This window comes from Comamonas sp. Tr-654 (assembly GCF_011752915.1).
GTDB lineage: Bacteria > Pseudomonadota > Gammaproteobacteria > Burkholderiales > Burkholderiaceae_C > Comamonas.
In genome coordinates, this window is sequence record NZ_VWWQ01000002.1 from 787970 (window position 1) to 810352 (window position 22383).

The 22383-nt window shown below is 62.5% G+C and carries 19 protein-coding genes and 2 tRNA genes; 11 read left to right on the forward strand and 10 right to left on the reverse strand.

Annotated features, from left to right (window positions below; translation table 11 throughout):
- Positions 1 to 93: 93 nt before the first annotated feature.
- The 3 genes from F3J24_RS09285 to F3J24_RS09295 are packed head-to-tail and all read left to right on the forward strand — an operon-like array spanning position 94 to position 3591.
- Entirely contained in the window at positions 94 to 918 is an 825-nt protein-coding gene (locus F3J24_RS09285; protein ID WP_167005042.1) for an IclR family transcriptional regulator, read from the forward strand.
- Positions 911 to 1894: an AAA family ATPase gene (locus F3J24_RS09290; protein WP_167005044.1), complete on the forward strand. Its 984-nt coding sequence runs from the start codon at positions 911 to 913 to the stop codon at positions 1892 to 1894. Before F3J24_RS09285 ends, F3J24_RS09290 begins: the two co-directional genes overlap by 8 nt.
- Positions 1891 to 3591 (forward strand): cobalt chelatase, encoded by a 1701-nt coding sequence (locus F3J24_RS09295; protein WP_167005046.1) that lies wholly within the window; start codon positions 1891 to 1893, stop codon positions 3589 to 3591. Before F3J24_RS09290 ends, F3J24_RS09295 begins: the two co-directional genes overlap by 4 nt.
- Positions 3592 to 3736: 145 nt before the next feature.
- Here the strand turns inward: F3J24_RS09295 and F3J24_RS09300 are convergent, their stop codons facing one another.
- From F3J24_RS09300 to F3J24_RS09315, 4 genes are all read right to left on the reverse strand, one after another.
- Complete coding sequence (locus F3J24_RS09300; RefSeq protein ID WP_167005049.1) at positions 3737 to 4618, reverse strand: ABC transporter permease subunit; 882 nt, start codon at positions 4616 to 4618, stop codon at positions 3737 to 3739.
- Positions 4611 to 5399 (reverse strand): taurine ABC transporter ATP-binding protein, encoded by a 789-nt coding sequence (locus F3J24_RS09305; RefSeq protein WP_167005052.1) that lies wholly within the window; start codon positions 5397 to 5399, stop codon positions 4611 to 4613. The genes F3J24_RS09300 and F3J24_RS09305 overlap by 8 nt, the downstream gene beginning before the upstream one ends.
- Before the next feature lie 66 nt (positions 5400 to 5465).
- On the reverse strand, positions 5466 to 6473 hold the full coding sequence (gene tauA / locus F3J24_RS09310) for a taurine ABC transporter substrate-binding protein (RefSeq protein ID WP_167005056.1): 1008 nt from the start codon (positions 6471 to 6473) through the stop codon (positions 5466 to 5468).
- 564 nt (positions 6474 to 7037) lie between these two features.
- Positions 7038 to 8459 carry an FAD-binding oxidoreductase gene (locus F3J24_RS09315; RefSeq protein ID WP_167005059.1) on the reverse strand — a complete coding sequence of 474 codons (1422 nt, stop codon included), beginning with the start codon at positions 8457 to 8459 and terminating at the stop codon, positions 7038 to 7040.
- 608 nt (positions 8460 to 9067) lie between these two features.
- Here F3J24_RS09315 and F3J24_RS09320 point away from each other — a divergent pair.
- Positions 9068 to 9466: a nuclear transport factor 2 family protein gene (locus F3J24_RS09320; RefSeq protein WP_043009186.1), complete on the forward strand. Its 399-nt coding sequence runs from the start codon at positions 9068 to 9070 to the stop codon at positions 9464 to 9466.
- Between the two features lie 189 nt (positions 9467 to 9655).
- A complete protein-coding gene (locus tag F3J24_RS09325; RefSeq protein ID WP_167005062.1) occupies positions 9656 to 11092 on the forward strand; it encodes an amino acid permease in 1437 nt (478 codons plus the stop codon).
- A gap of 51 nt (positions 11093 to 11143) precedes the next feature.
- Here the strand turns inward: F3J24_RS09325 and F3J24_RS09330 are convergent, their stop codons facing one another.
- Positions 11144 to 12664: a PLP-dependent aminotransferase family protein gene (locus tag F3J24_RS09330; protein WP_167005065.1), complete on the reverse strand. Its 1521-nt coding sequence runs from the start codon at positions 12662 to 12664 to the stop codon at positions 11144 to 11146.
- A 265-nt stretch (positions 12665 to 12929) separates the two neighbouring features.
- Between F3J24_RS09330 and F3J24_RS09335 the strand changes: the two genes are divergently transcribed.
- The 3 genes from F3J24_RS09335 to greB all read left to right on the forward strand — a co-directional run bounded on the left by F3J24_RS09335 (position 12930) and on the right by greB (position 13898).
- A tRNA-Arg gene (locus F3J24_RS09335) sits at positions 12930 to 13006 on the forward strand.
- A gap of 147 nt (positions 13007 to 13153) precedes the next feature.
- Positions 13154 to 13230, forward strand: a tRNA-Arg gene (locus F3J24_RS09340).
- Positions 13231 to 13331: 101 nt separating this feature from the next.
- Positions 13332 to 13898, forward strand: coding sequence for a transcription elongation factor GreB (greB, locus tag F3J24_RS09345; RefSeq protein ID WP_167005069.1), 567 nt, complete (start codon positions 13332 to 13334; stop codon positions 13896 to 13898).
- Positions 13899 to 14033: 135 nt separating this feature from the next.
- On the opposite strand, the gene F3J24_RS09350 is transcribed toward greB, so the two are convergent.
- From F3J24_RS09350 to F3J24_RS09370, 5 genes are all read right to left on the reverse strand, one after another.
- Positions 14034 to 15368, reverse strand: a complete 1335-nt coding sequence (locus F3J24_RS09350; protein ID WP_167005309.1) for a lytic murein transglycosylase — start codon at positions 15366 to 15368, stop codon at positions 14034 to 14036.
- A gap of 131 nt (positions 15369 to 15499) precedes the next feature.
- On the reverse strand, positions 15500 to 17755 hold the full coding sequence (locus F3J24_RS09355; protein ID WP_167005072.1) for a bifunctional (p)ppGpp synthetase/guanosine-3',5'-bis(diphosphate) 3'-pyrophosphohydrolase: 2256 nt from the start codon (positions 17753 to 17755) through the stop codon (positions 15500 to 15502).
- Between the two features lie 104 nt (positions 17756 to 17859).
- Positions 17860 to 18063 carry a DNA-directed RNA polymerase subunit omega gene (rpoZ, locus tag F3J24_RS09360; RefSeq protein WP_003052081.1) on the reverse strand — a complete coding sequence of 68 codons (204 nt, stop codon included), beginning with the start codon at positions 18061 to 18063 and terminating at the stop codon, positions 17860 to 17862.
- Positions 18064 to 18081: 18 nt separating this feature from the next.
- Positions 18082 to 18711, reverse strand: coding sequence for a guanylate kinase (gene gmk / locus F3J24_RS09365; protein WP_167005311.1), 630 nt, complete (start codon positions 18709 to 18711; stop codon positions 18082 to 18084).
- 61 nt (positions 18712 to 18772) lie between these two features.
- The gene (locus F3J24_RS09370) at positions 18773 to 19666 is read right to left on the reverse strand and encodes a YicC/YloC family endoribonuclease (protein ID WP_167005075.1); all 894 of its coding nucleotides are present in this window, start codon (positions 19664 to 19666) and stop codon (positions 18773 to 18775) included.
- A gap of 89 nt (positions 19667 to 19755) precedes the next feature.
- Between F3J24_RS09370 and F3J24_RS09375 the strand changes: the two genes are divergently transcribed.
- The 3 genes from F3J24_RS09375 to F3J24_RS09385 all read left to right on the forward strand — a co-directional run bounded on the left by F3J24_RS09375 (position 19756) and on the right by F3J24_RS09385 (position 22382).
- On the forward strand, positions 19756 to 20787 hold the full coding sequence (locus F3J24_RS09375; RefSeq protein ID WP_043009200.1) for a serine/threonine-protein kinase: 1032 nt from the start codon (positions 19756 to 19758) through the stop codon (positions 20785 to 20787).
- On the forward strand, positions 20784 to 21689 hold the full coding sequence (locus F3J24_RS09380; RefSeq protein WP_167005078.1) for a PP2C family serine/threonine-protein phosphatase: 906 nt from the start codon (positions 20784 to 20786) through the stop codon (positions 21687 to 21689). Before F3J24_RS09375 ends, F3J24_RS09380 begins: the two co-directional genes overlap by 4 nt.
- 93 nt (positions 21690 to 21782) lie before the next feature.
- A complete protein-coding gene (locus tag F3J24_RS09385) occupies positions 21783 to 22382 on the forward strand; it encodes a non-canonical purine NTP pyrophosphatase (RefSeq protein WP_167005081.1) in 600 nt (199 codons plus the stop codon).
- Position 22383 lies beyond the last annotated feature (1 nt).

Below are 22383 nucleotides of genomic sequence, written 5' to 3' on the forward strand. Positions count from 1 at the left end.
AGAAATAACGATGTCAGTCTATGGCATTTTTTTGTTTTCGTGCAAGTAAATTTCTTTTTATGGAATAAATTGACTCGAAAAATGGAAATTAATATGATCGACAACGATATGAAGCACAGCGAAGACACCCCCTCGGCTCGCCTGGACGGAGACACGCCCAATCTGCGTTTGTTCGCGCTGCTGGAAGCCGTGGCGCAGAAGAGCCAGCCCTTCACCTTGCAGACCATGGTGGAAGAGACAGGGCTGCCCAAGCCGACCATGCACCGCATGCTTGCGCAGCTGGAAAGCGCCGGAATCCTGCAAAGAGATGGCAACGGTCGCCACTACGGCACGGGCCAGCGGCTGATGCGGCTGGCGGAGAACGTGTTGCTCAACAACACCACGCATGGCGCGCGGCATGCGGTGCTGACCCAGCTGGTGCGCGAGCTTGGCGAGAGCTGCAACATCACGGCTTTCTCGGGCAGCGAGGTCCTGTATCTGGACCGCGTGGAGACACCGGCGCCGCTGCGCTTTTATCTGCACCCGGGCTCGCGCGTGCCCGCGCACTGCTCGGCCACGGGCAAGCTGTTCCTGAGTCAGATGTCGCCAGCCCAGCGCCGTCGGCTGCTGGCCAATGTGCCGTTGGAGGCGTTCACCGGCAATACGTTGGCGACCTTCGAGGCGCTGGACCAGGAGCTCGATCAGGTGCGGGCGCAGGGCTACGCCTTCGACAACGAGGAGTTCCTGCCCGGGCTGCTGTGCCTTGGCGTGCTGGTGCCAGCGCCCCAGGGCAACTCCAATATGGGGCTTGCCGTGCAGGCACCCATCATGCGTTTTTCCAAGGAGAAGGCCTTGTCCTTTCTTCCCAAGCTGCAGGCGGCCGTCGCGGCGATCGCCCGCATTAACGATGACGTTCCACCGGAAGCCGATGATGACTGACCTGAGCCAGCTGCAGCCCACCCGCACCGTAAGCGTGCGCGATGTATTTGGCATCGACACGGACATGAGCGTGCCGGCCTTTGCCGAGCGCAGCGAGCATGTTCCCGCCATTGACAAGGCCTACCGCCTGAATCCGCAGGTGACGCAAGCCATCCTGGCGGGTTTCTCGCACAACCGGCGCGTCGTCATACAGGGACTGCACGGCACGGGCAAATCCACACATATAGAGCAGGTGGCGGCGAGGCTGAACTGGCCCTGCGTGCGCGTGAATCTGGACGGTCATATCAGCCGCCTGGATCTGGTGGGCAAGGACAGCATCGTGTTGCAGGATGGCAAGCAGGTGACCCAGTTCCAGGAAGGCATCCTGCCCTGGGCGCTGCAGCGGCCCGTGGCCATGGTGTTTGACGAGTACGATGCCGGACGTCCCGACGTGATGTTCGTCATTCAGCGGGTTCTGGAGCGAGAGGGCAGCTTTACCCTGCTCGATCAGAAGCGCGTGATCCAGCCGCATCCCTGCTTTCGGCTGTTTGCCACCATGAACACCCTGGGGCAGGGTAATCTCAACGGGCTCTATCACGGCACCCAGCAGCTCAACCATGCCCAGCTCGATCGCTGGAATCTGGTCACCAGCCTGAACTATCTCCCCCCGGCCGAGGAAGCGGCCATCGTGCTGGCACGCGTGCCGGAGCTGGCCACAGCCGACGGGCGCCGCAAGGTGGTCGCCATGGTGGCGCTGGCCGGGCTGACGCGCAAGGGCTTTGCGGTGGGTGATCTGTCCTTGCTGATGTCTCCGCGCACGGTGATTAGCTGGGCCGAGAACATCGCCATCTTCCACGACCTGAAGCTGGCCTTCGAGCTGTCGTTCCTCAACAAATGCGAGCCTGCCGAGCGCGCCATCGTGCGCGAGTATTTCCAGCGCTGCTTCGCCCAGGAGCTGGCGCAGCCCGAAGAAGCAGCACTGGCGTTGCTGGCATGAGCACCGAGACTTCCGGCTCTGCCTCGCTGTCTCGCATGGAGGCCTGGGGCGGCGCCATGCTGCGCGCGGTCACCGGCGACGCCAGCCTGCAATGGAGCGGCCAGACGCTGTACCGCGGCACCACGCCCATACCCCAGGCGGCGGCCCACCATAGCCAGGTGCCGGTGCAGCAGACGGATCAGCGCGGCCTGCTCGACAGCATGGGTCTGCGTCTGCAGTGGAGCGATCAAGCCCTGTTTCAGTCGCATCTGCCCCAGGACCCGGTGGAGCGCATGGTGTTCGAGCTGCTCGAGCAGTTGCGCGTGGAGAGCCTGGTACCCGAGGCCTGGCCCGGAGCGCGCGAGAACATGCGCCAGCGCTTTGTGAACTGGTGCCAGGCGTTCGTGGATTCCGGCCTGACGGAAAGCAGTCTGGGCATCTTGCTGTTCGCGGTGGCCATCACGGCCTGGAGCCGGCTGACCGGGCATGAGATACCGGAGCGCATGGCCGATCTGGTGGAGTCCACGCGGATGTCCATGGCTTCCCCGCTGGGCCGGCACTGGGATCGGCTGAGGCGCTTCAGTGACCGGCAGCAGCAGTTTGTCGAGCCTGCCCTGGCCGTCAGCCGCTGGGTCGGCATGGCGGTGCGTGCGGCGCAGGAGGATGTGCCGCGCGGTGCCGGCGGCCCCAGGCGGCGCAGCAGTTTTGCCCTGCCTCTGCACTTTGAGTCCCAGAGTCAGGACAGCATGCCCGTAGCGCAAACCGGCGACAGCCGGGCCTGGGCCGGCACTGCACAAAGCTACCGGGTTTTCACGCGCGAGTTCGATAGGGAGGTGCAGGCCGCTGAGCTGATCCGGGCGCTGCAGCTGGCCCAGTTCCGGGAGCAGATGGACGAGGAGCTGGCGCGCTCGGGATTGCTGCAGGCCGGGCGGCTGGCGCGCTATCTGCAGCAGCGTCTGGCCAGTACGCAGCGCAATGGCTGGAACTTCGGCCTGGAGGAAGGGCATCTGGACGGCAGCCGCCTGTCCCAGCTGGTGACGGACCCGCAGCAGCGCGCGATTTTCAAGGACGAGATGCAGCGTCCCGTCAACGAGACCGCTGTCACCATTCTCATGGACTGCTCGGGCTCCATGAAAACCTTTGCCAAGCCTTTGTCGCTGTTGCTTGACGTGCTGGGGCGGGCGCTGGAGATGGCTGGGGCGAGCGTGGAGATACTGGGTTTTTCCACCCAGGCCTGGAATGGCGGCAGAACGCGCCGCCGCTGGCAGCGCGCGGGCCAGCCCCAGTTTCCGGGACGTCTCAACGAGCGCCTGCACATTGTCTTCAAGGACGGTGCCAAGCCCTGGCGTCATGCCCGGCACGGCATTGCGGCGCTGCGCAAGCCCGACATCTTTCGTGAAGGCATCGACGGCGAGGCCGTGGAATGGGCGTGCCAGAGGCTGCGTGCAAAGACCGCGCAGCGTCGCATCCTGCTTGTAGTTTCCGATGGCTGTCCCATGGACACGGCGACCCATCAGGCCAATGACGAGCATTATCTGGATCAGCATCTGCGGCAGGTTCTTGCAGTCCAGGAGCGCATGGGCGGCGTGAAGGTCTGCGCCCTGGGTGTCGGACTGGATCTGGGGGTCTTCTACCGTCAAAGGCTTGCCGTCGATCTGCAGCAGGATATCGACGAGGCCTTGCTGTTTTCTGTGGCCGAGATGCTGTGCCGGCGATGACCGAGATGGCGTGCGTCAGGTGTCGCGCAAGGCCGGGCAAGCTCAGGCGACAGGCCGAAACAACGCAAAACAGAAAAGCGGGAAGGCTCAATGCCTGCCCGCTTTCTGCTTGCCGGAGCCGTCCCCGCCGGGGAATCGGCAGCACTTACATGCGTCCCTTCCATGGAACCAGGCGCTTTTCGACCCAGCGCATGAACAGGTCGAAGACATAGGCGATCACACCGATGACGATGATGCCCATGATCACGATGTCGGTGCGCAGGAAGTTCGAGGCGTTGAGCACCATCTGACCCAGACCTACATTCGCCGCGACCATTTCGGCGGCCACCAGAGTCGTCCAGCCAAAGCCGATGGCAATGCGCATGCCCACCAGAATGTCGGGCAGGGCCGCCGGCAAGATCACATGGCGGATCACCTGGAAGTAGCTTGCTCCCATCGAATAGGCGGCATTGATCTGCTCCTGTGCTGCGCTGCGCATGCCCGAGCGGGCCGCCAGGGCCAATGGGGCAAAGCAGCTCAGGAAGATCAGCAGAATCTTCGGCGTTTCATCGATACCGAACCAGATGATGATCAGCGGCAGATAGGCCAGTGGCGGCAGGGGGCGGTAGAACTCGATGGGTGGGTCGAAGACGCCGCGTGCGATGCGTGACATTCCCATCGCAATGCCCAGCGGAACGGCAATCATGAAGGCCAGCCAGAACGCCACGGTCACGCGCAGCAGACTTGCCGAGAAATGCTGCCACAGCGGTTTGTCGTTGGCCTGCCCGGTCAGGTATTCATAGAACTGCTGGAACACCGCCTGCGGGCTGGGCAGGAACAAAGGCTTGACCCAGCCGAGATTGGTGGCGGCGAACCACAGTGCCAGCAGCACGGCCACGGTGACGATGCTGATGCCGAGGCTGGAGCCTTCGCCGGGGGTCTTGAAGCGACTGGTCTTCACCGGTCCCGACGCCTGTGGCGCAGTGGCCTTGGGCTGCACGCGCGCGGTGGTGGCGGGCAGATGGTTGATTTGGACTGCTTCAGACATTGGCAGGCTCCCGGTGGTGGATCAGACTCAGAACTTCTTCGCGCATCCTGATGAAGTCGGGGCGCGACTTGACGGCACGCGCATCGCCGGTGCGCAGAAACTCATGGCAGAACGGCATGTCGTCGTAGACATGGGAGATGCGGCCCGGGCTGGGGCTCATGACGATCAGCCGGCTGGCGAGAAACAGCGCCTCTTCCACCGAATGGGTGATGAAGAACACCATCTTGTGGGTGGCATGCCAGACACGCAGCAGGATTTCCTGGACCTGCTCGCGCGTGAAGGCATCCAGGGCACCCATGGGTTCATCCATCAGCAGCAGTGCAGGATCGTTGGCCAGCGCACGGGCAATGCCGACACGTTGCTGCATGCCGCCAGACAGTTCATAGACGGCACGCCTGGCGTAGTTCTGCAAGCCGACGAGGCCCAGTTTCTCTTCGGCGATTTGCGTGCGCTGCTTCAGGTCCATGCCGCGCATGCGAAGTCCCAGCGCGACGTTGTCGACCACATTGAGCCATGGCATCAGAGCATGCTTTTGAAACACCACACCCTGATTGGCTCCGGGGCCCTGAATGGGTTTCCCGTCCAGCAGTATCTGGCCGCTGGAAGGCGCCAGAAAACCTGCCATGCAGTTGAGCAGGGTGGTCTTGCCGCAGCCGGATGCCCCCAGCGCGACCACGAAGTCGCCTTCATGCATGGTCAGGTTGACGGGCGCCAGGGCCTGCAAGTGTCCGCCCTTGACCTCGTAATTGACGGTCAGGTCGCGTATATCCAGAGTCGGCATGACATTGCCCTCCTATGTGAAAGAAAGCGGGGAGCCACGACGGGGCTGGCCGTCGTGGGCGGGCAGTCAGCGGCCGAGCGCCTGCTTGACATAGCTGCTGGTCACGTACGCGGCGTAGTCGGGCTTGACCTCCTGGATTCGTCCCTGCGACTTCAGAAACGTTGCGGTATTGGTCATTGCCTTGGCCGCACCGCCATCCAGCCATTGCGCGCCGAGTTGCTCTTCAGCGCTGGGAAAGCGGTAAAGCGCCATGGCTGCAGGCACGTCCTTGGGGTCGGCCTTGCTCCATTTGGCAATCGCCTTGATCTCGGGCGAGTCCGGAGTCCACTTGGCCAGGTTGTCGCGCACCTGGGCGCTGGCCCGATTCAGAGCCTTGATGAAAGCCACCATGAACTGGGGATTTTCCTGGGCGAACTTGCTGCTCACGGCAATGCCCTCGAAGGTCGGATAGCCCATCTGCGCAATGGAGCCGGAGGTCGCAATCACCTTGCCCTTTTGCTTGACCTTGGCCAGCACCGGGTCCCAGACAAAGGTTGCATCGATATCGCCGCGTTCCCAGGCCGCGGCAATTTCTGGCGGGCGCATATTCATGATGTTGACCTTGCGCGCGTCAACGCCCTCCTTGCCCAGGGCCGCGACCAGCTGGTAGTGCGCGGTGGAGACGAACGGCACGCCGATGCGCTTGCCTTCCATGCTCTTGAAATTGCTGATGCCGCCGCCGTCGCGTGCCACCAGGGCCTCGGCACCGGCGATGTCCGCAGAGATCCAGAGCAGCTTGATGTCCTGTCCCTGGCTGGCGGCAGCGGTCAGCGGGCTGGAGCCTACCTCTCCCATCTGCACGTCGCCCGAGGCCATTGCCCGTATCACGTCGCCGCCGCCCGAGAACATGCGCCAGTTGATCTTGTAGCCGGTCTCCTTTTCCAACTCGCCCGATTCCATGACCAGGCGCAGCGGCACCAGCATGTCCTGGTTGGCGAAGGTCACGGTTTTCTGCTGCGCCAGCGCGAAGCCGGTCATGGCCAGTGCAGCTGTTGCGACACCCGCTTTCAGCACCCATCGTTTTTGCATTTTCATTGCCAATTTCTCCATGGTTAGAGCGATATCGGTGGAAGACTTCGACCAGAGAACCCTTGCTGTGCTCACTCTTGCTGACTTGCTTTCCCATTCCCGCTTCTGGCTGAACCGGTTGAAAGCCGCATCGCGAGGCTCAAAGAGCTTTCTGAGCGGATCGTAGTGAGCAACCTTGCGCAGCCAGTAGGGCCAGTTGATGTGAATCGTTAGGTCCAGTCGCGCACGGTCCTGGATGGTGCGCGCAGCATGGGTTGGCGTGCACCGCGACCGTGCATGGCAAAGCCTTGCAGGGCGCGGCTTGCGCGGGATATCTCAGCCCTGGTGGAAGGCGCTTTTTCGGTGTCTGCATGGGCTTAGGTGTATTCACTGATCGCAGACAGATGCGGGAGGATTGGGCTGTCCGGAAGGCATGACTGCTTGCGCAATATGCGTGCCAGAGGGGCGGCTTTTTCCTGTGGCGGGGTGCCCGAGGGGGCGCTGCACCGCATTCGTAGATGGCATGAAAAAAAGCACCTTCCTGATGAAAGGTGCTTTTAGTTGCATGCGGCCGGACGGTGGCTGCAAGGGTCAGTTCTTCTCGTCGTTCATGTGATACCAGTGGTAGAGAAAGCGCTGGCCCATGCGGCGAAATGGTGCAAATGCCTCCGAGCGCACCATATTGAACACATTCGGATATTCGAGCGATGAGTTGTAGATTGGCAACTCGAAAGCCTTGTTCTTCTGGCCAGCGATGCGCTGCGCCATGCGCCGGCCTGCATGCGCAGAAAACGACACGCCATTGCCGCCATAGCCGACTGCATAGAAGACGTTCTCCGCGGGATCGGGCTGGGTGATGCGCGGCATCATGTCGTGGCTCACATCGACCCAGCCCCACCAGGAGTAGTCGACCTGGATTCCCCTAAGGGCCGGGAACTTGTGGTGGAGGCCTTCGACCAGCTTGGCCATATGGACCGGATTGGGCGCATCGGCGCCGGTGATTGCGCTGCGGCTGCCGATCTGCACGCGGTTGTCGGGCAGCTTGCGGTAATAAAAGCGCAGGGTACGGGTGTCGGTGATGACTTGCGTGGTCTTGAAGTTGGTGGCTGCCAGCTCTTCTTCAGTCAGGGGCCGGGTGACCAGGGAGTTCGAGAGAATCGGCATGATCTTCGAGCGCAGGCTGGGGTGCAGGCCGTTGCTGGTATAGCCGCCGGTGGCAAAGCCGACGGCGCGTGCCTTGACCGTGCCGCCCGGTGTCCGGAGGTAGTGAACGCCGTTGCGTGTCTCCATGCCCAGCACCGGGCTGGCGGGGTGCACCTTCACTCCCAGCTCGCGGGCCTTGCGCAGATAGCCGAACGCCAGCTTGAGTGGATGCACGCCAATGCCGTCGGGCTCGTGCATCGCGCCACGGCAGTCGGCGTCGTCGACATAGTCGCGGCGCACTGCGTCGATGCTGAGTATGCGGGCGTCGTAGCCGAAGACTTCGCGCATGACGCGGGTTTCGTTGCGCAGAAAATCCATCTTTCTGTCTCGGTGGGCAATATACAGATGCCCTCCCGGCTGCGGCTCGCATTCGGGAAACTCGGCGACCAGGTTCTTGAAGGTGTCGAAGCCTTCACGGATTTCCGCGTCCAGCTTCAGGGCCACATCCTTGCCCCAGCGCTCTATCCATTGGGAGCGATAGAGGCGGCCGCTGGCATTCTGGCCCTGGCCGCCGTTGCGGCTGGTGCAGCCCCAGGCGCTCTGGTTGGCTTCGAGAACCACCGCGCGGATGCCATGCTCGCGGGCGAGAAACAGGGCGGTGGACAGGCCCGTGAAGCCCGAGCCGACGATGACTACATCGGCTTCCATGTCGCCGCAGACCGGGCCATCGTCGTCGGGCGGACGGCCTGCCGTCCCTACCCAGTAGGTCGGAGCGTAGCCAGCGCCATGTCCGGGATTTCGCGCAACCAGAGGGTCGTATTGCGGGTCGTACGGGTTCAGGTGGCTGGGGCGGATGTCCTCGGCTTTCATGGCGATCGTCTCCTGGTGTGGCTGCGTTTGACGCGGCGCTCTATTGCTGTGGAATGGATGGACGCAAAGTCAATGCAGATGCCGTTGCAGGCCACTGCTTGCGGTGTCCAGAGCAGCATAGCCAGCCCCCTGCGCGGCTGGTTAGGGCCACGGCGCAGGTTTTGATGGAGCCAGCGCATCGACGGCTCATGCGAGCCGAGCCCCGGGGACGGGAAGCGGATCTTCGGGCAGTCCGCTTTCGCGCCGCCGACTGCGATACCCCTGCAGCGACTGCCGGTGTTCTCCTATCGTTTTCACCTAACTGAAGCGGGATCAGAAGCGCTTGCCCATGGCTTGGGCCTGCATCCGCAAGCGCAGCGGCAGAGTGCCGCTTCCAGAGGAGAAACGGGTTCTTTCAGGGCAGCTTCCGCGCGCGCTGCCGTCGTTTATCGAGGACCCAGCGCGGTGAAGCACCAAGGCCTTGGACTTAACGATTGCTGGTAACTGGTTCTACGAACCGGAGCCGGTGCTACCTACGATGAGCCATCGGAATTTCAGGCATTTTTCGATCCCGGGGGCCGCTTCTGCAAGGGCCGGAACCCAAGAAATGACAGCAATCTGGAGAACCTATGAGCAAGCAAGAATCCCAACCCGATGTCCAGTTCCTGGCGCGTTTTTCCGAGGCATGGAATCGCCATGACATCGATGCACTGATGGACTTCATGGCCGATGAATGCGAGTTTCATGCCGTAGCCGGTCCCGATCTGATGGGGCGCAGCTTTGTGGGCCGTGAAGCCGTGCGCGAGGGCTTTCAGCTGGCCTGGCAGGCATTTCCCGATGCTGCCTGGGTGGATGGAGAGCATTTTGTCCAGGGAGCGCGCGGCGTTTCTGAAAGCACCTTCAAAGGCACCAAGGCCGACGGCCTGCGGGTAGAGGCGCGCATGGTCGATGTGTTCACCTTCCGCGACGGCAAGATCGCCGTCAAGAACGCCTACCGCAAGGATCGTCCTCCAGTGGCGCTTTCCTGACACACGGCGGGCCTGCGTGCGCACCTTCTTGCCTTACGGTGGGAGGCGTTGCACGCAGGGCTTCTCACGACAATTTTCAAGCAGATAACTGAACGACCACGGCAGCGGCCTGCACGAGCGGCAAGGCACGACCCGATACATAAAGCCGTGGCGACCGGTATTCCGATGCCGGCAAGACAGGAGACAAAAATGATTGGAAATCCGCATTCGTCGCCGGACGGGCTGTCGCACAGTCTCAAACAGCGGCACATGACCATGATTGCTCTGGGCGGCGTCATCGGAGCAGGGCTGTTCGTCGGCAGCGGCGTGGTCATCAAGTCGGCCGGGCCGGCAGCCGTCATCTCTTTTCTGATCACCGGCCTGCTGGTGGTGCTGGTGATGCGCATGCTGGGCGAGATGGCCTGCTCCATGACAGGCGGCTCGTTTTACGAGTACGCCCGTGAAGCCTGGCGCGACCGGCCCGCCGTGGGGCAGCTGGCGGGGTTTCTGACGGGCTGGATGTACTGGTATTTCTGGGTCATCGTCGTGGCCATCGAAGCGGTGGCGGGCGCCGAGCTTGTGCGCTACTGGCTGCCCGACGTGCCGGCCTGGAGCATCAGTCTGGTCCTGCTGGTCATGATGACGCTGACCAATCTGGTCTCGGTCAAATCCTTTGGCGAGTGCGAGTTCTGGCTGGCGTCCGTGAAGGTGGCCGCCATCGTGGTGTTTCTGTTCATCGCCGGCGTCTATGTGCTGGGCCTGACACCGGCAAGCGGCGGCATGCATGTCGCCAATCTGAGCCAAAACGGCGGCTTCATGCCCAACGGCATTGTTCCAGTGCTCACGGGGGCCGTTGCAGCGACCGGCTTCTATTTCGGTGCAGAGATCGTGACGATTGCGGCGGCCGAGACCGCTGAGCCCCAGAAGGCCGTGGCCAAGGCCACGAATTCGGTCATCCTGCGCGTGCTGGTGTTCTATGTGGGATCGGTGCTGCTGGTGGCCTGCCTGGTGCCTTGGAACTCCATCGGCATGTCCACACCCTATGTCAGCGCTCTCGATGCCATGGGCGTGCCGGCGGCCGCCCAGATCATGAATGCCGTGGTGCTGACGGCCGTGCTGTCGGCGCTCAACTCCGGGCTTTATGCCTCTTCGCGCATGCTGTTTGCGCTGACGCGACGCGGCGACGCGCCCAAGGTGCTGGCCCAGGTCAGCCGCAACGGCGTGCCCGTGTATGCCATCCTGGTGGCCACCTTGTTCGGCTACGGCGCCATCGTCATGTCCTATCTGTCGCCCGACAAGGTGTTCGCCTTTCTCGTCAACTCCTACGGCACGGTGGCCATCTTTGTCTACATCCTGATTGCGATCTCCCAGCTGCGCCTGCGCTCGCGTCTGGAGCGCGAAGCGCCGCATCTGCTCAAGGTGCGCATGTGGTGCTTTCCTTACCTGACCTGGCTGGCGATTGTGGGCATGCTGTCCATCGTGGTGGCCATGGGCTTTATCCCCGAGCAGCGCACGCCGCTGGCACTGGGAGTGGCCAGCCTGTGCATCCTGCTGATTGCCTATGGCGTGCGCCAGGTGCTGCGGCGCGGGATGAATCCCGAGAACCTGCTCGACGAGCTGGCGCCGCCCAAACTGCGCAAGAACTGAGGCTTTCGTCAAGCAAAGCCCCGGACCGCAAGGCCGGGGCTTTTTGCATTCCTACATGCGCTGCATGGCTTGCGCCAGGGCCTGGATGCCCTGGGCGATCTGTGCCGCAGGAATGGACTGGTAGCCCAGGCGGATGAAGTTGCCCGTGTTGCGGGGGGAAGTGAAGAACACATCGCCAGGTTCGATCAGCACCCCATGCTCGGCGGCCTGGCGCGCCAGTGCCTGGGCGGGTATGTGGTCCGGCAGCTGGACCCAGCATGAGCCGCCGCCACGCACGGGGGTGATGCGGCATTGCGGCAGGTGGCGGGCCATGGCCGCAGTCAGCTCGGCATGACGCTCCTTCTGGGCCTGGCCGAGGCGGCGCAGCTGGGCCTCGTAATGACCCAGCGAGATGAACATGGCCAATGTGCGCTGAATGAAGGTGGAAGGATGGCGGATCATGAGACGGCGCAGCGCGCGCAGTTCCTTGATCAGCTCGGGCGGAGCCACGATATAGCCCACGCGCAGGCCCGGTGCCAGGCATTTGGAGAGGCTGCCGATATAGATCACGCGGTTGTTGCGGTCCAGGCTCTTGAGTGCCGGGATGGGCTGTTCATCGAAGCTGCTTTCGCTTTCGTAGTCGTCCTCGATGATGATGAGATCGTGCTTTTGTGCGGCCTCCAGCAAGGCTTCGCGCCGCTCCAGAGGCATGGTGACACCGGTGGGGCACTGGTGACTGGGCGTGACGTAGAGGTACTCGAGCTTGCGCATGGCCGGGACGATCGGCAGTCCATCGCCATCCACGCCGATAGCAATGACCTGCGAGGTGCGGCTGCTGAAGATATTACGCGCATCGGGGTAGCAGGGGTCCTCGATGCCGACGCAGGTGCCTTCGCGCATCAGCAGATCGGCCACCATGTACAGCGCATGCTGGGCGCCGACGGTGATGATGATCTCGTCGGGCGAGGCCCAGACGCCGCGGCGCGGCAGGATCTTGGTTTGCACCTGCTGGATGAGGCTGTCGTCGTCGCGCGTGATGTGATCGGGCGCCCACATGCGGATGTCCAGCACGCCCAGGGACTTGAGACAGCACTCGCGCCAGGCGGCCGTGGGAAACAAGTCCTTGTCGAACTGGCCGTAGAGAAACGGATAGGGAAACTGCTGCCAGTCGTCCTCCTTGACGATGCTGCGCTGCAGGCTGGGACGCAGCCACAGGCGGCGCGACCAGTCGGTATGCGCCTCGGCGTCCGTGCTCCTGCCTCCCGGCGTGCGTTCGGCCGTGCGGCCCTGCAGCACATCGGGATGGATGAAATGGCCTTTTCTCTCGCGGCTCAGCAAGAAGGCTTCCTCGGTCAGCTGCTGGTAGGCCATGACCACGGTGATGCGGCCCACGCCCAGCAGCTTGGCCAGCTCGCGACTTGATGGAACGGCGTCGCCAGGCGCGAGAATGCCGGTCAGGATGGCATCGACCAGCATTTCGCGAATCTGACCCTGAAGGCTCAGAGAGGGCCTGGCACTGCGGCGAAACAGCTGCTCCCACATGGCCACGGATGGAGGAATGGAAGGCGAGGCCGGTTGTCTGTCTGTCGTCATTGATGGTTCTGAATGCACTGCCGCAGCGCGCGGCGACCGGCTGCCCCGATGCGCGGGGTCTGGTGCTTCGGGGCCCATGAACGCGGCATCGCGGGGGCCGCCAGCAGCTTGCTGGCACCCGGCTTCAGCGCTCAAGATTAGCGCATATGCATGTGCTTGGAATCAGGCTTTTCATGTGGTTGCAGCCCCGAAGCAGCGCGTGGGATCTGAAATTTCTGGAAGACTTTTGTTCAGGTCTGAAAATAAGTATATAATTCGAGGCTTAGCGGCTGTAGCTCAGCTGGATAGAGTACTTGGCTACGAACCAAGGGGTCGTGGGTTCGATTCCTGCCAGCCGCACCAAACGACAAGCCTCAGAACTGAAAAGTTCTGAGGCTTTTTCGTTTCTGCCTTGCCTGTGGCGGCAGGATTGCCGGTGCTGGATGTCTTTGAAGAAAAATCCGGGTTTTCACCGAGCGGCTCCAAAATCTGTATATAATTCGAGGCTTAGCGGCTGTAGCTCAGCTGGATAGAGTACTTGGCTACGAACCAAGGGGTCGTGGGTTCGATTCCTGCCAGCCGCACCAAACGACAAGCCTCAGAACTGCAAAGTTCTGAGGCTTTTTCGTTTCCGGACTTTGACCGGGGCTGGCCGAGGCAGGCACGGATCTGTGTGAAGATCGGCCTCATGAGCAAGGCTTTCACCAAAGAATCGGACGGCGACGACGATGACGACGTCGGCGCTCTGCCGCCATTGCCCGCCGGCGGCAAAAACTACATCACGCCCCAGGGCTACCAGCGCATCAAGGACGAGCTGCTGGATCTGATCGACAACGAGCGCCCCAAGATCGTGGAGATCGTGCACTGGGCAGCCAGCAACGGCGACCGTTCCGAGAACGGCGACTATCTCTACGGTAAAAAGCGTCTGCGCGAGATCGACCGTCGCATTCGCTTTCTCACCAAGAGACTGGAGATTGCCGAGGTGGTCGATCCTGCCGTGCATGCGGGCAGCGACCAGGTCTTTTTTGGCGCCACGGTCAGCTATGTGGATGACGAGGGCGTGGAGCGCACCATCACCATCATGGGCATTGACGAGGCGGACAGCGCGCAGAACCAGGTCAGCTGGATTGCCCCGGTTTCGCGCACGCTGCTCAAGGCGCGCGTGGGCGACGAGGTGGCCTTGCCCACGCCGGCCGGTGTGCGCATGCTGGAGATTCTCGACGTCAGCTATCCGCAGCCTGCAGCAGGTTCCTGAGTGCACGAGCTGCAAAAAGGCGCGGCTTCCATATCGGAAGCCGCGCTTTTATTTTGTGAGCTGTATCCGCTTGATATTCAATGATTTCAGATAGTTTCAGTACTGAATTTATTGATCATCAAGCGCTAAAAGCTATTATTTTTGAGGCAGATTGCCAGCCTGAAGGCGTTGCAGCAGCTCCAGCGTGGGGTAGCCGTCTGCCACGAGACCCTCGCTTTGCTGGTATTGGCGCAGTCCGGCCCGGGTGGCCGGACCCATCACACCGTCGGCAGCGCCGGTGGCAAAGCCGCGCTGGCTGAGGGCGGTCTGCAGCGCCTTGGTCTGCTCGCGCGTCAGGGCGCCGAGCTCGCGCGGCCACTCGGCGCTGACGCCGCCACCGCCTGCCAGCTGCGAGGCGAGCAGGCTCACGGCCAGTGCATAGTTGGTGGAGTTGTTGTAGCGCAGGATGGCGCGGAAGTTGCTGCCCACCATGAAGGCCGGGCCGCGAGCGCCGGCCGGCGCGATGATGCTGGCGCCGGCCATGGCGGGCAAGGCCTGGCCGTTCACGGCCTGCACGCCTTCTGCGGCCCAGGCCGGGCTGTTCTGGCGCGTGGCGAGTTCGGCGCGCGCGTAGTCGAAATTGGCCGGCAGGCGCACTTCGATCCCCCAGGGCTCGCTGGCGTTCCAGCCCGCGCTGGCCAGATAGTTGGCCGTGGATGCGGCTACGTCGGCCATCGAGCCCCAGATGTCGCGGCGGCCGTCTCCGTCGGCATCCACGGCGTATTGCAGGAATACCGAGGGCAGGAACTGGGTGTTGCCCATGGCGCCCGCCCAGGAGCTGATCATGTGGGCTGCGTCGATATCGCCGTTGTCGATGATGCGCAGCGCGGCAATCAGCTCTTTCTGTGCCCATTCGGCACGGCGGCCATCGAAGGCCAGAGTGGCCAGCGCATCCACGGCCGAGAAGCTGCCGAAGTTGCTGCCGTAATTGCTTTCCATGCCCCAGATGGCGGCAATCACTGGCGCCGGCACGCCATAGCGCTGGCTGGCCGCCTGCAGGCTGGCGCCGTGCTCCTGCATCTTGAGCTTGCCGGTTTTGATGCGCTGTGCCGAGACCGCGCTATCCAGGTATTGCCAGGGCGTGCGTGTGAACTCGGGCTGGGAGCGGTCGAGCCTGACGATGCTGGGCTGCAGCTTGGCGCCGGCCAGGGCGCTGCCAAGCGTGCGCTCCGAAATGCCCGCGGCGCGCGCGCGCGGGGCGAATTCCTGCTTCCAGTGCGCGAAGTTGCGAGCCTGTATGGGGTTTTCCGCTGCTGTTGGCTCGCCCGTGGCTTGCTCTGCCTTGGCGGCGCTCGCCGGCTCGGGTGCGGCCGCCGCAGGAGGTTCAGGCCGGGTGGCGCAGCCTGCGAGCAGGGCTGCCGCGATGGCGGTGGCCAGCAGGTGCTGACGGGCATTCAGGAGCGAGTTGGCGGTTTGGAGCATGGCTGTGATTGTCGCTTGCAGCCGCGGCCGGGGAGTGCTTGCAGGACGCGATAGTGCTTGCAGAATGCAACAAAATCTTTCGCCCGCTTCAAAGCAAAAGGCCGCCAGCGGCGGCCTTGAACGAGCGGGCGGGCAGCGGATCAGGCCATCACGCGGCTGGCGCGGATCACCGAATGCAGGCGGCGCAGGTTGCGCAGCGCATTCTCCAGCTGCACGCTGTTCTGCACGGAGATGACAAAGCGCAGATCGGTGGTGCCGATCGCGGCTTCGTCGGTCATCTCGACGCGCACGATATCGGCTTCGGCATTCGAGAGCTCGGCCGCCACGCGGGCCAGCACGCCCTTGTTGTTCTGCACCGTGACCACGATGCCGGCTTCGAACAGGCGCGTGACGTCGTCGGACCAGTCCACGGTGATGAAACGGTCGGCATCCTTTTCGCGCAGCTTGATGGCATTGTTGCAATGGGCGTGGTGCACGACCAGGCCCTGGCCGCCGAGGTAGCCCAGAATCGGGTCGCCCGGCACGGGGCGGCAGCAGTGCGAGTAGTAGACCGAGCTGCTCTCGTCGCCGTTGAGCGTGACCGCGCCCTGGAAGGGGCGGTTGTGCGTGTTGAAGCGCTCCTGCGTGATGAGCAGCGCATCGGGGCGCACACCTTGCTTGGTCATGAAGCTGGTCATGCGCGCGGCCACCAGGGAAGCGATGCGGCGACCCATGCCGATATCGACCATGAGGTCTGCCGGCGTGCGGTTGCCCGTGATGCGCAGGATCTCGTCCCAGACGCCCTTGTTGGCATCGTCCTGCGACGGTACGCTGTCAATGCCTTCGGCTCGCAGAGCCTGGGCCAGCAGCGTTTCTCCGAGCTGGCCGGCTTCGGTCTGGGCCGCATTCTTGAGGTAGGAGCGAATCTTGGAGCGCGCGCGCCCGGTTTTCACAAAGCTCAGCCAGGCCGGATTGGGCGTGGAGGTTTCGGAAGTGATGATCTGCACCACATCGCCGCTCTTGAGCTCGGTGCGCAGCGGCACTTCCTCGTCATTGATCTTGGCCGCCGTGGTGCGATGCCCGATCTTGCTGTGGATGGCGTAGGCGAAGTCCACCACCGTGGCACCGCGCGGCATGGCCATGATCTCGCTCTTGGGCGTGAACACGTACACGGCATCGGGAAAGAGATCGACCTTGACGTGATCCCAGAACTCTGCCGCGTCGCGGGTCTCGTTCTGGATATCGAGCAGGGACTGCAGCCACTGGGTGGACAGATGCTCGGAGTCATGGCCCTGCTGGGCCTTGTACAGCCAGTGGGCCGCAACGCCGGCCTCGGCCACGATGTTCATCTCTTCCGTGCGAATCTGGAATTCGATGCTGACGCTGGAAGGGCCGACCAGCGTGGTGTGCAGCGACTGGTAGCCATTGCTCTTGGCAATGGCGATGTAGTCCTTGAAGCGGCCCGGCATGGGCTTGTACTTCTGGTGCAGCACACCGAGGGCCGTGTAGCAGTCCAGCGTCTTGGGGACGATGATGCGAAAGCCGTAGATGTCGGTGACCTTGGCAAAGCTCAGCTGGTTCTTCTGCATGCGCTGGTACAGCGAATACAGCGTGCTCTCGCGGCCCAGCAGTCGTACCGCCAGGCTGTGGGAGGCAAAGGCGGTGCTGACTTCGTCCTGCACGCGCTGCACCAGATCGCGGCGGCGCGTGCGCGAGCGGCCTATGGCTTTTTCCAGCGTGGCATAGCGCCAGGGGTGCAGATGCTTGAACGACAGGTCCTGCAACTCGCGATAGGTCTGGTTCAGACCCAGGCGGTGCGCGATGGGCGCATAGATCTCCAGCGTTTCTGACGAGATGCGGCCCCACTTGCTGCGCGGCATGTCGCTCATGGTGCGCATATTGTGGGTGCGGTCGGCCAGCTTGATCAGGATGACGCGCACATCGCGCGCCATGGCCAGCAGCATCTTGCGAAAGGATTCGGCCTGGTTTTCCTCGCGGGTATTGAACTGCAGCTTGTCCAGCTTGGTCAGCCCGTCCACCAGCTCGGCCACATCCTCGCCGAAGCGCTCCTTCAGATCCAGCTTGGTGATGCCGCAATCCTCCATGGAGTCATGCAGCAGGGCCGCCATCAGGGCAGGGGCGTCGAGCTTCCAGTTGGCGCAGATTCCCGTGACCGCGATGGGGTGGGTGATATAGGGGTCTCCACTGCTGCGCCACTGATCGGTATGTGCTTGATCTGCGTAGACATAGGCCTGGCGCACGCGCTCGGCGCTGTCGGCATCCAGATAGCCCAGATGCTCCATCAACCCGTCAAAAGCAGCAGCCGACACACGTGCAGCCTGTTCAGCGGGCATGCGCTGAGGCTTGGCCGGTGCCGTAGAAGAAGGTGCAATCGTCGAGTTCTGGGCCGCTGTCATATTCCTTAAATGTAGCCTGCAAGTACCGAGTGCAAGGTGATAGGTACAAAAAAGCACCGACGAGCGGTGCTTAATTGTCTGTTTTGGTGCTGCGATGCAACAGCTTAACCCGGCACCTTCTTCAGCATTTCCAGGCCTACCTTGCCGTCTGCGATTTCACGCAGGGCGGTAACGCTGGCCTTGTTCTTGGTTTCAATCTTTGGGGTGTGGCCTTGATTGAGCATGCGGGCGCGGTAAGTCGCGGCCAAAACGAGCTGGAAGCGGTTGGGGATTTGCTCCAGGCTATCTTCAACAGTAATGCGTGCCATCAGGAACTCCGGGAACGGTCAGTTGGATTCAGGGATATTGAGCGACTCGAAGGTGTCGGCGCGAAGGCGCCGCTGGGCCGCATATTTGAGGCGTTGCGCGTGAATGATCGCCTTGAGATCAAAGAGCGCACTCTCAAACAGTTCGTTGATTATAACGAAGTCGAATTTTGCGACCTGCGCCATTTCCTCTTCGGCGTTCTTCAGGCGCATCTCGATGACTTCGGGCGCATCCTCGCCGCGATTTTCCAGGCGCGCGCGCAGCTCGTCCCAGCTGGGCGGCAGGATGAAGATCAGCACGGCATTGGGGAAGGCCTTCTTGACCTGCAGGGCACCCTGGTAGTCGATCTCGAGCAGCACATCGGTGCCGCTCTGGATGCGCTCTTCCAGAGACCGCTTGGCCGTGCCATAGCGGCGGCTGTGCACATTGGCCCATTCGACAAAGCCGTTGTTGGCGACCATGGCGTCGAATTCGGCGTCCGAGACGAAGTAATACTCACGGCCATGCTTTTCCTGGCCGCGCGGCGCGCGCGTGGTGTGAGAGACGGAGGGGTAGACGCGTGCGTCGAATTCACGCAGGGCGCGTACCAGGGAGGATTTGCCGGCACCGCTGGGTGCCGACACGACAAATAGATTTCCGGGATGGTCCATGACTTTGGGCATGACTTTGGGCATGAATCGAGCGTACGGTGTGGGTACGCCCAGGGCTTGCTTACTCGATGTTCTGCACTTGTTCGCGCATTTGCTCTATCAGCACCTTCATGTCGACGCTGATGCGGGTCAGCTCCAGCGTGGCTGATTTGGAGCCAAGCGTGTTGGCTTCGCGGTGCAGTTCCTGGATCAGGAAGTCCAGACGCTTGCCGATGTCGCCGCCCTTTTTGAGCAGACGCTCGATTTCGTCGAGGTGAGAGCCCAGACGCGTGACTTCTTCGGCCACATCGATGCGGATGGCAAAGGCCGTGGCTTCGGCCAGGGCGCGATCCTGGGCGGCCTCGGGGGCCACCGAGCCTTCGCTCAGGGCCATCGCTTCCTTCCAGCGCTCCAGAAACTTCTGGCGCTGCTGCTCCACCAGCTGCGGCACCAGAGGCACGGCGGTCTTGGCCAGCGCGCGCAGCTGCTTGATGCGGTCGAGCAGCATGTCGGCCAGGCGTTCGCCCTCGCGGGCGCGAGCTGCAAGCAGGTCGGTGATGGCCTGTTCTGCCAGAGCCGGAGCGATTTCGCTCCAGTCCGTGGTGGCTGCACCGGTGCCGCTGCACAGACGCAGCGCGTCGGCCACGGACAGGTCGCGTGCCTTGGGCAGCCAGGCCTGGACGGCGTCCTGCAGGCTCAGCAGACGTTGCAGCTGAGAGGCAGCAGGAAGGGGAAGGGATTGGTTGCTGGAGACGTCGATGGCGGCACGCACTTCGACCTTGCCGCGCTTCAGGCGAGCGGTGAGCAAGGAGCGCAGGGCCGGCTCAAGGGCGCGCAGTTCGTCGGGAAGGCGGAAGGACAAATCCAGAAAGCGGCTATTGACCGCGCGGATCTCAAGGCCCAGACGGCTGTTGGACTGGGACTCTTGACCACCCTCAGCGGATGCGCTGTGCTGGGCACTGGCGTATCCGGTCATGCTGTAAACTGGCATTGGACTTTTGATGGATGCTTGCAATTTCCCGATTATCCGGGTTTCGAATCATCCTTGAGGTTTACCGGTAAAAAATGTCTACTAAAAACAAGCCAGCGCCCCTACCGCCGGGCAGCACAATAGGCGGATACCGGGTGGTGCGCAGGATTTCCTCGGGGGGGTTCGGGATTGTCTACCTGGCTCTGGATGGCGATGGCCAGCAGGTAGCGATCAAGGAGTATCTGCCTGCTTCGCTTGCCACTCGGGCGCCCGCCGAACTGCAGCCCGTCGTGGCGCCAGAGAAGTTGTCCCTGTATCGCCTCGGGCTCAAGAGCTTTTTCGAGGAAGGGCGCTCGCTGGCGCAGATCTCGCACGCCTCCGTGGTGAGCGTGCTGAATTTCTTTCGCGAGAACGAAACCGTCTACATGGTGATGAACTACCTGGAAGGGGCGACCCTGCAGGAGTTCATCGTCACGGCGCGCGAGCTCAAGGCCGAGAAGGTCTTCAGGGAGTCGACCATCCGCTCCCTGTTCGACGAGGTGCTGCGCGGCCTGCGCATCGTGCATCAGCACAAGATGCTGCACCTGGACATCAAGCCCGCCAATATCTTCATCACCAATGACGACAAGGCCGTGCTGATCGATTTCGGCGCCGCGCGCGAAGTGCTGTCGAAAGAGGGTAACTTCATCCGTCCCATGTACACCCCGGGCTTTGCCGCGCCGGAGATGTACCGGCGCGACTCCCAGCTGGGTCCCTGGACCGATATCTACGCCATTGGCGCCTGCATCTATGCCTGCATGCAGGGCATACCGCCCAACGAAGCACCGCAGCGTCAGGACAAGGACCGCCTGGCCCTGGCCCTGAACAAGTTGCGCGGCGTGTATTCGGACAATCTGATCGAGGTGGTGGAGTGGTGCATGGCCATGGACCCGCTCTCGCGCCCGCAGTCGGTGTTTGCCCTGCAAAAAGAGCTGAGCCGCGAGGGTGAGCGTCGCTATACCAAGCTCAGCATGCAGGAGCGCATGCGCATGCAGTTTGACAATATGGTGCATGACGCCAGGAAGAATCTTCAGAAACTCGGCGGCTCCGAACGTGGAGCAGTGACCGACAGCAATCGCAAACCATGAAATTTTCCGTCTTCCAGCTCAGCCGCCGCGGAGGCCGTGCCCTCAACGAAGACCGCATGGGCTACTGCTATACGCGAGAGGCGGCGCTGTTCGTGCTGGCGGACGGGATGGGCGGCCATCCGGACGGCGAGGTGGCCGCACAGATTGCACTGCAGGTGGTTTCCACGTTGTTTCAGCAGAAGGCCAAGCCCCTGGTGGAAGATCCGGCCGCGTTCCTGGAAGAGGCGCTGCTGCTGGCCCATCGCCAGATCCTGCGCTATGCCAGCACCAAGGGCATGATGGACACGCCGCGCACCACGCTGGTGGCGGCGGTGCTGCAAGAAGGCAAGGTGACCTGGATTCATTGCGGCGACTCGCGCCTGTACTGGGTGCGCGAGGGTCAGTTGGTGGAGCGCACGCGCGACCACTCGTACACCGAGATGCGCAAGGTCTCGGCCGTGCTCGCGCAGGCCAACCGCAATGTGCTGTTCACCTGCCTGGGCTCGCCCTCCAAGCCCATCTTCGATGTGAGCGAGACCAGGCGGCTGGAGGAGGGCGATCAGCTGATGCTGTGCTCGGACGGACTCTGGGGATCGGTGCCGACGCCGGAAATTCTCCAGATCATGAACGGCAAGGCCGTGGCCCACTTTGTGCCCATGCTGGTCGACACCGCACTCAAGCGCGCTGGTGACGGCAGCGACAATGTCACCGTGCTGGCACTGGTATGGGAAACACCGAATAATTTCGAACCGTCTTCCATCTCCACGCAGGAGATCGACGACCAGGGCTTCGAGTCCACGATACAGGTGGGGCCGCTCGAAGACTGCGAGGATGAGCTTGACGACGAGGCCATCGAGCGATCGATTGCCGAAATCAACGAGGCCATACGCCGTTCGGCGGAGCGCCAGAAAGCCAAGACCTGAATCGGTTTGCAGGCTGCAACAGGCCTGGGCCTGAAACTACTGAATCAATAGCTGATTGCGCAATCGCCACAAGCGTTTGCATGGATTTTTATGATGAAAATTGTGCTGGCATCCAACAACCGCGGCAAGCTCGTCGAGTTGCAGGCCATGTTTGCCCCGCTGGGCGTGGAGCTGATTCGCCAGGGCGATCTGTTCGAAGGCGAAGCTCCCGAGCCCTATGGCACGTTTGTCGAGAATGCGCTGTCCAAGGCGCGCTTCGCGGCCGAGAAGACCGGCTTGCCTGCCATTGCCGATGACGCCGGCATGTGCGTGGATCATTTCGGCGGTCTGCCCGGCGTGGATACGGCCTACTATTGCACCCAGTTCGGCTACGAGAAAAGCGACGACAACAATGTGCGTGCGCTGCTCGAGCAGATGCAGGGCGTGGCCAACCGCCGTGCAGCCATGGTCAGCACCCTGGTGGGCGTGCGCTCGCCCAAGGACCCAGAGCCGCTGATTGCCGTGGGCCGTGTGCAGGCCTTGCTCACGACCGAACGCCGTGGCAGCAATGGCTTCGGCTTTGACCCGGTACTGCTGATCCCCGAGCTGGGCCTGACCTTTGCCGAGATGACGCCAGAGCTCAAGCATGCCCACAGCCATCGCGGTCGTTCTTCGCGCACCATGATCGAGATGGTGAAAGAACGATGGCTGTAAC

Excerpts from the sequence above, each read along its gene's own strand:
- F3J24_RS09325 (WP_167005062.1), top strand. The coding sequence starts at position 9,656 with ATGATTGGAAATCCGCATTCGTCGCCGGACGGGCTGTCGCACAGTCTC.
- F3J24_RS09375 (WP_043009200.1), top strand. The coding sequence starts at position 19,756 with ATGTCTACTAAAAACAAGCCAGCGCCCCTACCGCCGGGCAGCACAATA.
- tauA (WP_167005056.1), bottom strand. The coding sequence starts at position 6,473 with ATGAAAATGCAAAAACGATGGGTGCTGAAAGCGGGTGTCGCAACAGCT.
- rpoZ (WP_003052081.1), bottom strand. The coding sequence starts at position 18,063 with ATGGCACGCATTACTGTTGAAGATAGCCTGGAGCAAATCCCCAACCGC.
- F3J24_RS09305 (WP_167005052.1), bottom strand. The coding sequence starts at position 5,399 with ATGCCGACTCTGGATATACGCGACCTGACCGTCAATTACGAGGTCAAG.
- gmk (WP_167005311.1), bottom strand. The coding sequence starts at position 18,711 with ATGGACCATCCCGGAAATCTATTTGTCGTGTCGGCACCCAGCGGTGCC.
- F3J24_RS09315 (WP_167005059.1), bottom strand. The coding sequence starts at position 8,459 with ATGAAAGCCGAGGACATCCGCCCCAGCCACCTGAACCCGTACGACCCG.
- F3J24_RS09300 (WP_167005049.1), bottom strand. The coding sequence starts at position 4,618 with ATGTCTGAAGCAGTCCAAATCAACCATCTGCCCGCCACCACCGCGCGC.
- F3J24_RS09330 (WP_167005065.1), bottom strand. The coding sequence starts at position 12,664 with ATGACGACAGACAGACAACCGGCCTCGCCTTCCATTCCTCCATCCGTG.
- F3J24_RS09380 (WP_167005078.1), top strand. The coding sequence starts at position 20,784 with ATGAAATTTTCCGTCTTCCAGCTCAGCCGCCGCGGAGGCCGTGCCCTC.
- F3J24_RS09290 (WP_167005044.1), top strand. The coding sequence starts at position 911 with ATGACTGACCTGAGCCAGCTGCAGCCCACCCGCACCGTAAGCGTGCGC.
- F3J24_RS09285 (WP_167005042.1), top strand. The coding sequence starts at position 94 with ATGATCGACAACGATATGAAGCACAGCGAAGACACCCCCTCGGCTCGC.
- greB (WP_167005069.1), top strand. The coding sequence starts at position 13,332 with ATGAGCAAGGCTTTCACCAAAGAATCGGACGGCGACGACGATGACGAC.
- F3J24_RS09355 (WP_167005072.1), bottom strand. The coding sequence starts at position 17,755 with ATGACAGCGGCCCAGAACTCGACGATTGCACCTTCTTCTACGGCACCG.
- F3J24_RS09295 (WP_167005046.1), top strand. The coding sequence starts at position 1,891 with ATGAGCACCGAGACTTCCGGCTCTGCCTCGCTGTCTCGCATGGAGGCC.
- F3J24_RS09385 (WP_167005081.1), top strand. The coding sequence starts at position 21,783 with ATGAAAATTGTGCTGGCATCCAACAACCGCGGCAAGCTCGTCGAGTTG.
- F3J24_RS09320 (WP_043009186.1), top strand. The coding sequence starts at position 9,068 with ATGAGCAAGCAAGAATCCCAACCCGATGTCCAGTTCCTGGCGCGTTTT.
- F3J24_RS09370 (WP_167005075.1), bottom strand. The coding sequence starts at position 19,666 with ATGACCGGATACGCCAGTGCCCAGCACAGCGCATCCGCTGAGGGTGGT.